This is a genomic window from Kitasatospora sp. MY 5-36 (assembly GCF_001182915.1).
In the GTDB taxonomy this organism is placed as follows: domain Bacteria; phylum Actinomycetota; class Actinomycetes; order Streptomycetales; family Streptomycetaceae; genus Kitasatospora.
Genome location: NZ_LFVW01000018.1, coordinates 1 through 14,842, shown reverse-complemented (window position 1 = coordinate 14,842; position 14,842 = coordinate 1). Strand labels below are relative to the sequence as shown.

At 72.9% G+C, this 14,842-nt stretch carries 12 protein-coding genes; 7 read left to right on the top strand and 5 right to left on the bottom strand.

Features of this window, described 5'->3' with window-relative positions:
• Positions 1-423: 423 nt before the first annotated feature.
• The 6 genes from AE652_RS01650 (at position 424) to AE652_RS01625 (ending at position 9,854) form a co-directional block, all read left to right on the top strand.
• Positions 424-2,964, top strand: coding sequence for a lantibiotic dehydratase (locus AE652_RS01650; RefSeq protein ID WP_082345158.1), 2,541 nt, complete (start codon positions 424-426; stop codon positions 2,962-2,964).
• A 167-nt stretch (positions 2,965-3,131) separates the two neighbouring features.
• On the top strand, positions 3,132-5,810 hold the full coding sequence (locus tag AE652_RS01645) for a lantibiotic dehydratase (protein WP_049649246.1): 2,679 nt from the start codon (positions 3,132-3,134) through the stop codon (positions 5,808-5,810).
• Positions 5,714-7,051: an MFS transporter gene (locus AE652_RS01640; protein ID WP_234348177.1), complete on the top strand. Its 1,338-nt coding sequence runs from the start codon at positions 5,714-5,716 to the stop codon at positions 7,049-7,051. The genes AE652_RS01645 and AE652_RS01640 overlap by 97 nt, the downstream gene beginning before the upstream one ends.
• Before the next feature lie 21 nt (positions 7,052-7,072).
• Entirely contained in the window at positions 7,073-8,191 is a 1,119-nt protein-coding gene (locus AE652_RS46080; protein ID WP_159028309.1) for a hypothetical protein, read from the top strand.
• Positions 8,188-8,925 (top strand): HAD family hydrolase, encoded by a 738-nt coding sequence (locus AE652_RS46075; protein ID WP_049649243.1) that lies wholly within the window; start codon positions 8,188-8,190, stop codon positions 8,923-8,925. The genes AE652_RS46080 and AE652_RS46075 overlap by 4 nt, the downstream gene beginning before the upstream one ends.
• Positions 8,922-9,854, top strand: coding sequence for a phosphotransferase family protein (locus tag AE652_RS01625; RefSeq protein ID WP_049649242.1), 933 nt, complete (start codon positions 8,922-8,924; stop codon positions 9,852-9,854). The genes AE652_RS46075 and AE652_RS01625 overlap by 4 nt, the downstream gene beginning before the upstream one ends.
• Before the next feature lie 153 nt (positions 9,855-10,007).
• On the opposite strand, the gene AE652_RS46070 is transcribed toward AE652_RS01625, so the two are convergent.
• The 5 genes from AE652_RS46070 to AE652_RS01605 all read right to left on the bottom strand — a co-directional run bounded on the left by AE652_RS46070 (position 10,008) and on the right by AE652_RS01605 (position 14,087).
• Positions 10,008-10,217, bottom strand: a complete 210-nt coding sequence (locus tag AE652_RS46070; RefSeq protein WP_159028308.1) for a hypothetical protein — start codon at positions 10,215-10,217, stop codon at positions 10,008-10,010.
• A gap of 383 nt (positions 10,218-10,600) precedes the next feature.
• On the bottom strand, positions 10,601-11,203 hold the full coding sequence (locus AE652_RS01620) for a ClpP family protease (RefSeq protein WP_049649241.1): 603 nt from the start codon (positions 11,201-11,203) through the stop codon (positions 10,601-10,603).
• A 1-nt stretch (position 11,204) separates the two neighbouring features.
• The gene (locus AE652_RS01615) at positions 11,205-11,843 is read right to left on the bottom strand and encodes an ATP-dependent Clp protease proteolytic subunit (protein ID WP_049649240.1); all 639 of its coding nucleotides are present in this window, start codon (positions 11,841-11,843) and stop codon (positions 11,205-11,207) included.
• Between the two features lie 128 nt (positions 11,844-11,971).
• Entirely contained in the window at positions 11,972-12,391 is a 420-nt protein-coding gene (locus AE652_RS01610; protein ID WP_049649239.1) for a hypothetical protein, read from the bottom strand.
• A 1,270-nt stretch (positions 12,392-13,661) separates the two neighbouring features.
• Entirely contained in the window at positions 13,662-14,087 is a 426-nt protein-coding gene (locus tag AE652_RS01605; protein WP_049649238.1) for a DoxX family protein, read from the bottom strand.
• A gap of 401 nt (positions 14,088-14,488) precedes the next feature.
• On the opposite strand from AE652_RS01605, the gene AE652_RS01600 reads away from it, so the two are divergent.
• A partial coding sequence (locus AE652_RS01600; protein WP_049649237.1) for a helix-turn-helix domain-containing protein occupies positions 14,489-14,842 on the top strand: 354 nt, incomplete at its 3' end.

Here is a 14,842-nt window from a genome sequence, read left to right as displayed (position 1 = left end):
GACTCACGGTCCGCGGCCGGGCGAGCACCGTCGCACGGTCGGGCGCGGCCCGGAACAGCGTCAGCGGAACGGCGAGCAGGGCGAACCCGCGTCGGCGACTGCCGCGTTCGCTGCTGGAGCTCACCGACGCCGCCACGCAACCCGTCCACGAAGCGGACGAGATGTTCGCGGCCATCGGCGCGCTCCAGGGCGCCCGCCCGGGGCCTCGAGCCCCGGCGGCGATCATGCGCGAAATAATCTTGGAAGGACACCGTCAAGCCGGGTACGATCCGCCGAGTACGAATCCGGGGGACTACACGGAGCTATCGGCTCGAGGTTCTTCTGCCGGGACAGGTGGCAGTGTGCCCGAAGCACGGGTGCCACGTCCTGACCGGCGGCGACCAGAGGTCCGGTTGGCACGCCGTGCGCAATGGGGGATGAGTCATGGCTGAAACCTGGACCGCGATGAGCCATGGGCTTCTCCGGCAGGCCGGCTTCGCACTGGACACACTGGATCCGTTGGCGCACGACCTCAGCGCCGAGCTGTCGGCGGCGCGAGCCGCGACGGACCACGCGGCCGAACTGGCCGACCAACTGGCGAAGATGATCCGCCAGGGTGACGTCGACGGCCGGCAGCGAGCGTTGTCCCGGCTCGGGCTGTTACGCGACCTCGCCGAAGAGGACGCCGCCGGGCTGCCGGCCGAGTTCGCCGAGCCACTGACGGGATATCAGGATGCGCTGCGGGGCCTGAAGAACAGTTTTTCCGCACTAGAGCAGCGGTACGCGGCAGCGCTGGAGGGGTCCCGGCGGTACGTCGCCCGGCTGTTCCGCGAGGACACCGCGCTTCGGCAGGTGCTTCTGCTCTCCAACGAGGCCCACTACCCGCGTTTCGCGTCCTGGCTGGACCGGGACGGCGCGCTGTCCGACCGGACCGGCCGCCGGATGACCGACCTGCTCACGATGTACCTGCAGCGGGTCGCTTCGAAGAACGAGACCACCTCCCACTTCGGGCCGGTGAGTGTGGGCTCCCTCACGCTCGAAGCGGGCGATCGGGACACGGCGGACGGTCTCACCTGGACGGATGGCCCGATCGAGCGCGTCGCCTTCTTCAGCCACTGGGCGGCGGAGCGCCTCGCGGAGACCTTCAGCGCCGACCCGCGGCTGCGCGGCCGGGTCCGGCCCCGCCTGCGACCGCTGGCCTTCCGGGACGGCGACCGGATCGACCTGTTCGCCTTCCGCACCCGGACCGGCATGCCCGGCGACTGGCGATTCGTGGTGGTGGGCAGCTCCGCCGTGGACGAGGCGGCCGACTGGCTGTGGTGCCACTGCGACGCCCGGCGCACCGTCGACGAACTCCACCGGGAATGGGCGGCGGGCACCGGACGCCCGGGCGCCGAACTGGACGAGGCGCTGAGCCGGGCCGAGGCGGACGGTTGGCTGGTGACGGCGGCGGAGATCCCGATCGGCGCCGTCAGGCCGCTCGACACGCTCAGTGAGCTGGTGGCAGAGGCGGACGGCGACGCCGGTGACCTCCACGCGGCCCTGGAACGCTTCGACCGCTTCCTCGCGGAGTTCCCGCTCGCCGCGGCGGCTGATCGGGCCGCGCTCCTCGCCTCGCTCAAGTCCGACTTCGAGGCGCTGACCGGTGGGGCCGCCGAGCGCCCCGGCGGCACCCACTACGCGGACCGGTCCCTCTTCTACGAGGAGGCGCACGGACCCCAGCGTGACCTGGTCGTCGGCCCGGGCCTCACCGACTTCGTCACCGGCGAGCTGACGCCCGTGTACGGGCTCGTCCTGCTCGCCCCGCGTCTGCGGATGCGGCGGGAGCGCGCGATCCTGACGCGGTGGGCACAGGACCGCTTCGGTATCGGTGTGGACGTCCCGTTGCACCACTTCTACCAGGCGTTCTTCGCCGACCGTCCGGAGCTGGAAGCCGCCTGCGCCGAGGTGGACGACGAGATCGCCGCCGTGGAGCGCGAGCTCAGGAAGGTCCTGCTCCCGGACACGGGCGAGGGCGCGGACCGGCGCGAGGTGCAGGTCGACCGAACGCGCCTCGAGGAGCTGATCGCCCGGCACTCGGGCGATGTGCCGGCCCTGTGCAGCCCCGACGTGATGCTCGCCGCCCGGGACGTCCGGGCCCTGGCCGATGGGGACTTCACGGCTGTGGTCGGGGACTGCCACGCCCTGCGTGACCCGCTCACCCACTCCAGTCTCGCCCCGTTGCTGGCCGCCCGCGCCGACGGCATCGTGGCCGAGGCCCAGCAGCGGTACGAGGAACTGCTGGATCCCGACGAGATCATCGTCGACCTGGCGCGTGCCCACCTCGACAAGACCGGTGCCCAACTGACCTACCCCTGCCCGGACGTCGAGGTGCACGGGCGGTCCGGCAAACCGCGCGACCAGGTCGTCCAGCCCGCACAACTGTCGGTGACGGTGGCGCCCGAGCACCTCGAGCTGCGAGCCCGGGGGGTGTCCGGCCGGCTGCGGCTCAAGTCCCCCTTCGCCGGTGGTCCGGGCATCCGCCACGATCCGCTTTCGGTGTTCGCCTTCCCCCGCCACTTCGGTGGAATCGGCATCCGCACCGACGACCTGGCGCACGTTCCCCGCATTCGCTGCGGCCGGGTGGTCCTGAGGCGTGAGAGCTGGCGGGTGCCCGTCTCCGACCTGCGCCCGTGGTCGCCCGGCGGCCACGCGGTGGCCGCGGACACGGCGGCGCACCTGGGGGCCGTACGGCTGCGCGAGCGGCTCGGGCTGCCCCGGTACTGCTTCGTGAAGATCCCCGGCGAGCCCAAGCCGGTCTTCCTGGACTGGGAGGCGCCCCTGCTGGTGCGCCAGCTCGTCCGGCTCGTCAAGGGCGCCGAGGGGGCGCTGGAATTCAGCGAGATGCTGCCCGGGCCCGACGGGCTCTGGCTGGAGGTGGACGGCCGCCGCCACACCAGCGAGCTGCGCTGCACGGTCTTCTCCCGGACGGACGCGCCCGCGTAGCCCGGCCGTTCCCCGAGCGCGGGCTGACGCGCCCGCCGGCCCGCCCCTCCACCCCCTCCACGCGCGCCCGCGCCTGCCCTCGCCCGCCTGTCGGCAGGGCCCTCGGCAGGCCGCGGTGCCCAGCCCGTACGGGCTCCCACCCTCCCACGAGCCGAGAGGTTCTCTTGATGGCGACCACGGACAGCCCGAGCCCGCCGGCCCGGTACTCCCGTTCCCCCCTCGCGTCGGGCCGACCCCGGTGGTCACTGGCGCCCACCGCGCTCGTCCGCCAGGCCGGCTTCCCGCTCGAACTGCTCTCCGGTCTGGTCGACGAGGGCGCCGACGCCGAGGCACGCGCCCTGTTCGACCGGTACGCCGCACTGCTGGAGGCCGCGGCCGCGGCGAAGGAGGAGCTGAAGCGGCCCCCGGTGGCCGCCGACGAGGCCCTCAGCAGGGCCGTCGGCGACGCGATCGGCAACGCGATCGGCATGCTGCGGCCGCTGACCGAGCCGGACCTGGCCGCGGCCACGCGCGAACTGGGCCCACGGAGCGGTCCGTTGGCCGGTTTCCAGAACCAGGTCACGGAACTGCGGCGGGCCTGCCGGGAGTTCGCCGAGAGTCACGCGCAGCGGATGTGGGAGGGGCGACTGGCCGTCGCCGAGGTCTTCGCCGACGAACGGCTCCGGGACGTCCTGCTGCTGTCGAACGACGCCGCCGCACCCCAGTTCCTGGCCTGGCTGGACGCCTTCGACCCGACGGTGACCGGTCGTCGGCGCGCCCACGCACAGAAGATGACCGACCTGCTCACGATGTACCTCCAGCGAGTCACCACGAAGAACGAGACCCACTCGCACTTCGGACCTCTGAACGTCGCCCGGGTCGCAGGCGGGGGGACACTCGACTGGACCGACGGATCCGCCGTCCTGCGCCGCGCCTACGTCAGCCACTGGGCGGCGGCCCGGCTGGCCAGGAAGCTCGGCGAGGACCCCGCCCTGCGCACGCTCGTCCGGCCCCGCCGGCTGCCGTTCGCCTTCCTCGACCAGGGCGACGGCGCTCACACAGGCGTCGACCTCTACTCGTGCGGCGTGGAGTCGGCCCCGGGTGTCGACTGGCGCTTCGACCGGATCGGACGCGTCGCCGTCGGTCCGGCCCAGGACTGGCTGCTGCGCCGACTCGACGGCGTCCGGACGCTGGAGGAACTGTCCGCCGAGTGGTACGGCAGGTTCGGGGCCTCCGCCGACGGCGACGGCGACGACGGCCCCGGGTTCGACGAGGCGCTCGCCGACCTCGCCGACCGCGGCCTGGCCACCGCCTGGCCGGAGGTACCCGTCGGGGATCCCCGGCCGCTCGCCGCACTGCGCGCGCAGCTCGTCGCCGCCGACGCCGGAGACCACCCCGCGATGGCGTGGACGGCTGAGCTGGAAGCCGCCGTCGCCGCCTTCGCCCAGGCCCCGTACCCCGAACGGCCGACCGCGCTCGCCGCTCTGAAAGCCCGCTTCGAGGAGCTCACGGCCGGCCCGGCGAACCGCTTCGGAGGCCACCACTACGCCGACCGCAGCGTGGTGTGGGAGGAGGCCCACGGCGAGCTCGACGACCTGCGGATCGGCTCGGAACTCGCCGAGGTCCTCAGCGAGGAGCTGGCGTTCGTCTACGAGATCGCGCTCGCGGCCCCCCGCCTGCGGCTGCGCCTGGAGACCGACATCCTCACCCGCTGGTTCCGCGACCGTTTCGGCCCGGACCGCCCCGTTCCGCTGGCCGACTTCTACCGTGCGTTCGTCGAGGACCGCGAGCAACTCGCCCTGCGCTGCTCCGACGTGACGACGGAGGTGGACCGGCTGCGGGCCACCGTGGCCCGGCAGCTGCTCGGCACGGCCGACCCGGCGGCCCGCGAGATCGTCGTGCCCGACGAGCGGATCGATGAACTCAGGGCCGGTCTCCCCCAGGGGCCCGCCGCCTTCTGTAACCCGGACGTGCTGCTCGCCGCGAGCGGGCCGCAGGCCCTGGCCGCAGGAGAGTTCCAGGTCGTCGTCGGAGAACTGCACGCGGGCCGGGACCTGCTGACCCACAGCAGCCTCTCGGTCCAAGCCGTCGAGCGCGCGCCCCGACTGACCGAGGAGATCGAAGCGCGGTACCGGACCCTCCTGGCCGAGGACGAGATCCTCGTGGACGTGCTGCGCGGCCATCAGGACAAGACCGCCTGCCAGCAATCCTTCCCGGGACCGGACCTGGAGATCCTGGGCCGCTCGCCGAAGGACCGCGCCGATGTCCTGCACCCCTCGGACCTCCACCTGCTCCTGAACGGCCCCCGGCTGGAGCTACGCACCCAAGGGCGACCGGAAAGGATCCGGCTGCTCGCACCCCCCGCCGGCGGCTACACCCTCATGGACGACCCGCTGGCGCCCTTCGCGTTCCCGCGTCTGCACGGCGGCAACGGCCTCGACCTCGGCGAGCTCCCGCACGTTCCGCGCATCCGCCACCGGCGCACCGTCCTGCAGCGCGAACTCTGGCGGATCCCCGCCTCGGAGCTGCGCGGGTGGTCGCCCACCGGCAGTCCGGTGAAGGCCGACGACGCGGCCGAGTACCTCACCGCCTGCCGGCTGCGCGCCCGGTACGGGTGGCCGCGCCGAGTGTTCGCGAAGCTGCCCGGCCAGCCCAAGCCCGTCTACGTGGACTGGGACGCCCCTCTGATCGTCCGGCAGTTCTTCCGGCTGGTGCGCGGGGTCGAGGGAACGGTCGTGATCTCCGAGCTGCTGCCGTCCACCGAGCAGCGCTGGCTGCGGGTGAACGGAGCGTCGTACACGAGCGAGCTGCGCTACGCCGTGTTCGCCCCGAACGACGGCGGAGCAGCCGACGGACAGCCGGCATGACCCGGACCGCGGGTTCCGAGACCGCCTACCGCAGGCTGCTCACGGCCTCGACCATATCCGCGCTGGGCGACGGCGTCCGGTTCTCGGCCCTGCCGCTGTTGGCCGCGGCCCTGCTCGACTCCCCTTTCGCGGTCAGCCTGGTCACCGCCTCCTCCACCCTGCCCTGGCTGTTGCTCAGCCTCCCGATCGGCGCCCTGGCGGACCGGTGCGACCGGCGTGCGCTGATGGTCGCCGCCGACCTCCTGCGGGCCGGCGCGCTCGCCATCGCCGTGGTCCTGCTGCTGAACGACGCACTGCACCTGTGGTCCCTGGTGGCCGTCGCGTCGGTGCTCGGCATCGGTGAGGTCCTCTTCGACTGCGCCTCGTTCGCCGTGCTGCCCGCACTGGTGACGGCCGAGCGCCTGCCCTCCGCGAACGGGCGGTTGTTCACCTCCCAGACGCTGAGCCGCGACATGGTCGGGCACGTCCTCGGCGGCTGGCTCTTCGGGATCGGCCAGTTCGTGCCGCTGTTGGTGAACACCGTCTCGTTCCTGCTGTCGGCCGGCTTCCTCAGCGCTCTGCCGGCCAGCCGGTCGAGCCGTCCCGACACCCCCCGCAAGCTGCTCCAGGAGATCGCCGAAGGCATCGCCTTCGTCGCCCGCGACCGCCTGATGCGGGCGCTCACGCTCGCGGCGGGACTCGTCAACGCCGTCTACCTCGGGCAGATCGCGATCTTCGTCCTGCTGATCCGGGAGACCTTGCACGTCCCCGCGTCCAGCTACGGCCTGTTCGTCGCCGCCTCCGCGCTCGGAGGGGTGCTGGGCGGCGCGGTCGCGGACCGGGTCACCCGTCGGCTGGGACGCGCCCGCGCGCTCGCCGCCGCCCTCGCGGTGGTCGCCGCCTGCGGCCCCGTCATCGCCGCCACCACCAGCCCATGGGTCGTCGGCGCCGCCAACCTCGCCTCCGGCGCCGCCATCATGGTCTGGAACGTCGTGGCCGTCTCCGTACGCCAATCCCTGGTGCCCGAGCAGATGTTGGGGCGCTCCATCGGCGTCTACCGGCTCTTCGCCTGGGGCACGATGCCGCTCGGCGCCGCCCTCTACGGTCTGCTCGCCGACCTCTGGGGCACGCGCGCCGCGTTCCTCGCCGGCAGCCTCCTGGCGGTGGCGGCCCTGCTGCTGGTCGTCCCCGCCCTGCTGTCCGAGGCCCGGCTCGCCAGGGCCGATCCGGCCGTGCCCGCCGTCGACCAACCGAAGTCATAGCCCTGCGATGAAGGGACAGTCGTGATTGCTGTAGAGAATGAGGCCGCCCTGGTCGGCATGGCGGTGTTCCGTGCCGCCGCCGAGGTGCGCAACCGGACCGTCGTCACCGCGGGCGGGGAGCGCCACCCGGTCTCGCCGGTGTCGGGCGGGTTCGTCGCACTGCGTCCGCGCGGATTCGAGCAGGACCTGACCGCGTCGCTCGGTGCCCTCGGCTGGGGGCGCCCGGTGGCCTTCGTCGGGGACCAGTGGGGGCTGGCAGGGTTCGCCGCCGCGGCCACCGAGTCCGCCCTGCTGGAGGCGCCGTCCGGGGCCGCCCGGACGGGAGTGTCCTTCGTGATGCCCGACGCGTTCCTCGCCCGCAGGAAGTCGGCCATCGAGCGTCGGCTGGAACGATGTCGCACGAAGCCGCGGGGTGCCGTCCAGACCGTCCACGCGGTCGGGGTAGGCCCCTGGACCGTCGCCGACCCCGCAGAGGCCGTCCGGGCGCTCGAAGGCGTCGAGGACATCGTCATGTCGGACTGGACGCACGCCAACACCTTCCCGCTGCTGCCCGACCACGACCGGCTGACCGCACACATCCTGCCGTACGAGTTCGGCGACTTCGACGCCAACATCCACCACGTCGACGACGCGTTGCGCGGCCTCCACGAGAAGGGGGTCGACCGGGTCGGCCTGCTCATCGAGGGGAATCCGGACACCTACGACGTCCTGGACGGCCTTCCCGTCACCAACCGGGAGATCAGGGTCACCCCCGGTGTGCCGATCGGCCTGCTCGCCGCCTCCCACAACGCGGATCGCTTCCGCACCGACCCGTTCGCGCGCTCCTTCGCCTACTTCTCGGGCCTGCACAGTCGGCACAAGCTCCCCGCCGAGCAGTTCCTCGGCGAGCTCACCTGCTACCTCGCCGCCGGAATCACCTGCGTGCTGGTCGAGATGTACAAGGGCGACGTCGAACTCGCCCTGCGCGCCGCCCGGCTGAGCGGACGTCCGGCCACCGCCGTGCTGATGAGCGACTACTTCTCCGGCTCGGAGAACACCCTCGTCCTGAACCGGCCCGACGCCGAGGCCGCCCATCATGCCGCCGAGGCCACCCGAGGCGGCCTGTGCACCATGCTCATCACCGACGAGGAACTGCGATGACCTCCGCGCCGACCCCCGGCCCCGCCCTGCCCGCCGTCCTCTTCGACGCCGCCGACACCCTCGTCGAGCTCGTGCCCGCGATACCCGAGCTGCTCTCCACCGCCTGGCTCGGCCGGGACGGGGCCCCCGACACCACCGCCGTCCGCCAGGCGCTGTGGGCCATCGGCTCCGAAGGCGACTGGCCCGACGACGAACCCGACCCCGAGCGACGACTCGCCATGTGGAGCCGGTTCTGCCGCGAGGCGCTGCGCAGGGCCGGGGGCAACGCCTCGGCCGAGGCGGCCGAGCGCGCGGCCCGGCACATCCTCGACCCGGCCCGGTACCGTGCCTACCCCGACGCCGTACCGTGCCTGCGGGCCCTGCGCGCGGCCGGCCACCCGCTCGCCCTGGTCTCCAACTTCGACCGGTGGCTGCGCGACATCCTCGACGGCACCGGCCTCACGGGGCTCTTCGACACCGTCGTCATCAGCAGCGAGGTCGGGTTGGAGAAGCCCGGACCGGAGATCTTCGTCCTCGCCTGCGAACGGCTCGGCCGTCCACCGGGGGAGTGCGTCTTCGTCGGCGACTCGGTCGTCATCGACGTCGAGGGAGCCCAGAGGGCGGGTCTGCATCCAGTCCTGCTCGACCGCTACGCTCGCTTCCCCGGCTTCACGGGCCCCCGCGTCACCACCCTGGACGGCTTCGCGGCCCTGGCCACCCATCTCCCGATCCCCGCCGGAAGGACCGCCCAGTGACGACAGACCCCCGACACGGCGAGCCGGACACCCACGAGCTGGACACCCACGAGGTGGCCGTCCGGGTGGCCCGGGAACGCGGGATCGAACTGCGCGGCCTCGCCGGGGAGGGCGTGGACTTCGCCGTCTACCGCGCCCACTGCGCCACCCACGGCGAGGTCGCCCTGCGCGTTCCCCGGCACCGGGTCTACTCCGCGCCCTACGGGCGGGTGGAGGCCGGTGACCTCGTCCGCCAGGAGCACGAGATCGCCGGGCTCCTCGCCCGCCAGGGCCTGCCCACCGCCCCCGCGCTCGAACTGATCACCATGGCGGACGGCCTCGTCGTCTCCCTCGCGGGCTACGTGCGGCACGACGGGCTGACGGTTTCCCCGAAGGAGGTCGGTGCGTTCCTGGCGGCCCTCCACCGGGTGGAGCCACCGTCGATCGAACTCGCCTACCAGGAGCCCGGGGACTTCCCGTCCTTCCTCACCACGCGGCTGGTGACCCGTCACGCGACCCTGCGCGGGTTCGCCCCCGACCTGCCCGAGCTGCCCCATCCCGACGGGATGCGCGCGGTGCTCGAAGCCGAGGAGGGCGAGCCGCGCCTGCTGCACCTGGACGTCCGTCGGCAGAACCTGCTCGGCAGCGGGGGGCGGCTCACCGCCGTCGTCGACTGGTCCAACGCCCTGGTCGGCCCGGTCCTGATGGAGCTGGCCAGGGTCGCCGAGTACGCCAGGCTGGCGGACAACGGCATCGACGCGGACGGCATCCTGGCCGGCTACGCGGACTCGGCCGAGCTGCCCGACCTGTACTCCAGGGCCGCCCTCCTGCACCGGCTCGACACCGTCGTGATGCTGGCGCTGGTCTTCCACTCGGTGGCCCCCGACCCGGCCCGCGCGGCCGATCTGACCGCCCGCGCCCGCCACCTGCTGGAGCGCCTCCGAGGCTGAACCGCCACACGGCCGGCGTCCGACACCGGACACCTTGATCATCCTGTGGGACTGCACCGGCGACCCGAACGAGAAGTTCCAGCTCATCGCCGTACAGGCCTGACCGTAACTCCGGATCAAGAGTGGTGGGGTGACCGTGGCCGGATGCCACGGTCACCCTTCCGGTTTCAGCCGGTTCGGCCGATTCGGCCGTGAGCGGCCCGTGGAACGCGCCGTCGCCCCACCGTCGGCGGCGAGGTACCGCGCGGACGTGAGGTCCCGGGGGATGCCGGATTCGTTGGCGCTGGTGCCAATGGTGATGGCCAAGCCCTTCTGGTTCGTGGCACGGCTGTACATGGCGGTCAGCGGGCTGAGGACCAGCACGACCGGTGCGTTGCGGTCGAGGACGGCCTTCCCGCCACGGATCGTGGGCGGTGCCGGTGACCGCGATCGTCCAAGTCCGGGTGCCCCCGTCGGATCGTCGCGCGCGCAGCCGAGGCAGACGCGCGTGTCGGGCGATGCGACTGCTGCGGGCAGGTGTCACTGCGGCGGCCTGCGAGTCTTGCCGTCACCATGCACTGCGGTGGTGCTGCTCGTACGCCGTCGGGCGTCGCCAACAGCGGCGTTGGCGCTGTCCGCCGGTTCACGGCATCCGGTCGGAGCCGCAGCCGCCGGTACGGCGGGCTCCGCCTGGTGGCCTGGCCTCCGCTGAAGTACGGCGGCGGTGCGCACGACCGCCGCCGTACCCGCCAGTACCCACAGCGGGTTCAGCCGAACAGCTGCCGCCGGCTCAGCACCTCGTCGGCGATCCCGTAGGCGACGGCCTCCTCGGCGGTGAGCACCTTGTCCCGGTCCATGTCCGCGCGCAGCGTCGCCACCTCGTGGCGGGTGTGTCGGGCCAGGACCTCCTCCACCTGCGAGCGGATCCGGACCATCTCCTTGGCCGCGAGGCTGAGGTCGGACACCGTCCCCTGCCGGCCGCCGCTGGCCAGCTGACCGAGCAGTACCCGCGCGTGCTGGAGCACGAAGCGCCGTCCCGGGTCCCCGCCGGCCAGCAGCACCGCCGCCGTCGAGGCCGCCTGGCCGACGCAGAACGTGGAGACCGGAGTCTGCACGAACGTCATGGTGTCGTAGATCGCCATCAGTGAAGTGAACGATCCGCCGGGCGAGTTGAGGTAGATCGAGATCTCGCGCTCCGGGTTCTCCGACTCCAGGTGCAGGAGCTGCGCGATGACCACGTTGGCGACGCCGTCGTCGATCTCGGTGCCGAGGAAGACGATCCGCTCGTTCAGCAGCCGGCTGAAGACGTCGTAGGACCGCTCGCCCTGCGTGGTGCGCTGGACGACGTAGGGAACCGTGTACGAGCCCATGTCACAGCCCCATCCGTCGGCGGGAGGAGGCCGGACGGATGTCGGCGACCGACTCCACCACCCGGTCCACGATCCCGTACTCCCTGGCCTGTTCGGCGGTGAACCAGCGGTCCCGGTCGCCGTCGCGCGCGATCGTCTCCTCGCTCTGCCCGGTGTGCTCGGCGGTGATCCGCTCGATGGCCCGCTTGGTGAACTGGAGGTTCTCCGCCTGGATCTCGATATCCGCGGCGGTGCCGCCGATGCCGGCCGAGGGCTGGTGCATCATGATCCGCGCGTTCGGCAGCGCGAACCGCTTGCCGGGCGAGCCCACGGCGAGCAGGAACTGGCCCATGCTGGCGGCGAACCCCATCGCCAGCGTGGAGACGTCGTTCGGGATGAGCCGCATGGTGTCGTAGACGGCGAGCCCCGCGCTGACCGACCCGCCGGGGCTGTTGATGTACAGGCCGATGTCGGAGCGCGGGTCCTCCGCCGACAGCAGCAACAGCTGTGCGCACACCCGGTTCGCCGACACGTCGTCGACCTGGGTGCCGAGGAGGACGATCCGTTGGGCGAGCAGCTGCGCCGCGAGGTGGTCGTCGAAAGGGCTGGGCGGGGTGTCGCCCTCCCCCGCGCGGGGCGGGGGCGTGGTGAGTGGAGCCATCTGCTCTCCCTGGTCGGGGCGGAGTTGCCGTCCACTCCACTGTCGACCCGCGAGCGCTCCCCGATGCCGTCCTTCTGCCCGCCGCAGATTCGCCACGGGCAGAGCCGGGAGCCGGGCCCCGGCCCGCGTCAGCGCGGGTAGGTGCGGAACCTCGCCTTGCGCAGGCGGTACCACCGGGCGACCGGATCGCCCGGCCAGTCGGCCGATCCGTCCTCAGCTCCGTCCTCGTCGAAGCCCTCGGGCACCGCGCGGGCCATCGCGTCGCGCGCCTTGAGCAGGAGGTCCCGGCCTTCCCACCAGGGCTCGGCGTCCCCGCCTCCCGGCAGTCCGTCCGGTCCCGCCACCAGTTCCGCACCGGCTTCCAGCGCCTCGGCCAGCCTGGCCAGGCTGTCGCGCAGCACGGCCGCGATCTCCCGCGGATCCGGATCGTCCAGCCCGCGGTAGGAACAGTGGTGATCCATCGCGTAGGAGAACACCTGGACGGCGTCGGCCGGTTCGCGGACGGCGTGGTCGCCGACGGGGCGGTCCAGCTCGGAGGTGTCGTTCATGGCGCCCTTCGCTCCCGGCCTGCGCTCAGCCCGAAGGCTACCGACGCACTACCCCGAAGGCACCGGGGTTTCCGGCCGGTGCACCGGCACCGGCAACCCGGCGTGCGCCGCCCCTCGGCCCAATAGGCCCGGGAGCCGGCCCAGGGCGATCCCGACGCTGCCGCGGTACGCGGCGAGGGTCCGTTCGGTGCGCCCGCCGGCCGCTGAGCGCGACCCGGCCGCCGTCCGCGGTGAGCAGTGTGCAGGACATCGAGCGGGTGAAGGGGGAGTCCGGTACGGCGGCCTGCCACCGGCAGGCCGGGCCGAAGTCGGCTGGGCCGATCGGCACACTGAGTCCTGCCGCGGACCGGACGGTTCCGTGGCTTTATCAGCGCTCTGGACTGCAGCCCGGGCAGATGTTGTCGTCGTTGAACTCAAAGTGCCGTAGGTGGTTGGACCTGCAGACAGTGCACAGGTCCCCGCCGCAGTTTCCGCAGCCCACGTAGCGGCCGCCGGCGTACTCGTAACGCCGCTTCTCAATCCATGGGGCATCACATGTCATACCGGGTCTCCCTTCAGCGAGATCATCTCCGTTCGCCTCGGGTTAACGAGTGCACCCACACGATGGTTGCAGAAGGCAGGACGCACAGCCGCCGAGGGTTCTCCGCGCCTGCGGCAGGCCTTGAGGGTGGCCGGGACGGCCGGCGGCAGGCCACTCGGCGGCTCCCACTCGCCGCCGACAGCTCCGTCCACCCGCACACCCGCCCGCGGCTGCCGAGCGGATGCCAGATGGGTGCGGACGGTCCGCGCTGGACCAGGTCCTCGATCCGGGCGGCGACGGCCGGGACAGCGGCCGGCATCTCGGCGACGGCCGGGTTCTCCTCGGCGGCCAGCCGCGGGTCCGCCACCGCCGAGCGCACCCCGGGGGCCGCCATGCCGACCAGGACCGCCAGCAGCCACGGGAAGGAGCGCCGGCGCCGCTCCCACGCCCGGCCCCGGCCGTCCGGACCCGATCGCTCCCACAGTCGGGCGCAGGCCGCCGGCTGCGCCGCGGTTTCCTCGGTGCCGACCCCGGGGCGGTGCCGTTCGACGCCGGCGCCTGGCGGATCCACTGGACCTGGGGCCCGGGCACCGGCGCTGGCCGCCCCGAGCACGACGGCCAGGGGACGATGCGGTGCTCACCGTGCTGCTCATCGGCCCTCGCTGTTGCCGCCGCCACGCTCGCGCGGCGCCGTTCCGGCGCCCGTGCCGCGGCTCAGGCCTCTGCTGGCGGACCCTTTCAAGCACCAGGTCAGCGCGAGCGGCTGAGCAGCTCGGCCGTCTCGGCCCGTCGGTTCCAGGCGATGACGGCCAGCGGCACCATGAAGATGAACGGGGTCCCCGCGTTCTCGCCGTGCATCGCGGTGAGCTGGGTGACGAACGCGAACGCCAGGAAGACGATCAGTGCCGTCGCGGCCGGCCCGGCCAGCCGGCGGACCAGCAGGCCGACCGCTCCGGCCAGTTCCACCAGTCCGGTCAGGTACATGAACCAGTGGCCTGCCCCGATGGCGTCGAAAACGGTCGTGGCGGCGGGGAGCGCGAGCAGCTTGGGCAGCGCGCTGGCCAGGGCGAAGAAGAGCGCGAGCAGGATTCGCAGCGTCCAGACCACCCGGACCACGGCCGTGCTGGACTTCGTGGCGGTGGCGGTGGCGGTGGTCGTGGTGGCGGTGCTGGACATTTCAGGTCTCCCTGGTCGGCTGTCGTTGCTTTCTCGGGTTTGACCGCCGCTACCGCCTGAACTCATCGCTCTCGGGAGGAAAAGTCTTCCGGCAGCCCCACCTCCAGTACCGGCGGCTCGCCGCTGACCCGCGCCACCCCGGCCCGCGTGCCCACCGCTACCACGCCCTGCCCGGCCACACTGGCCACCGCGTCTTCGACTCCTGCGTCGAGAACGGCGCCTCCCCCCGGTGGCGGGCACCCGGCAGCGCGCGGGGGCGCCAGCCGTGTGCACGACCAGGAGCTCCGGGTCCAGGGCCCGTACGTTCCCCGGAACGACCAGCCGGATGAGGTCGAGCCGGCCCGCCGACCCCTGCGGCCCGCCCCTCTATCTCCAATGACCATTGTTCCTAGAATGGCCGCATGGAGCACATCGAAGCGATCGCCGCCCTGCACGACCCCGTGCGCCGCCGCCTCTACGCGTACGTGGCGGCCCAGGGCCGCGAGGTGGGCCGGAACGAGGCGGCGGAGGCCGTCGGGGTGGCGCGGACACTGGCGGCGCACCACCTGGAGAAGCTGGTCGAGGCCGGGCTGCTGGAGAGTGGCAGCCGCAGGCTCACCGGGCGGTCGGGGCCGGGGGCGGGGCGGCCGGCGAAGGTGTACACGCGGACGCGCGCCGAGCGGGTGGTCTCGCTGCCCGCGCGCGACTACCGGACGGCCGCCGAACTGCTCGCCGAGGCCGCCGAGCGGGCCGGGCTGGACGACGGGCTGCGCGCG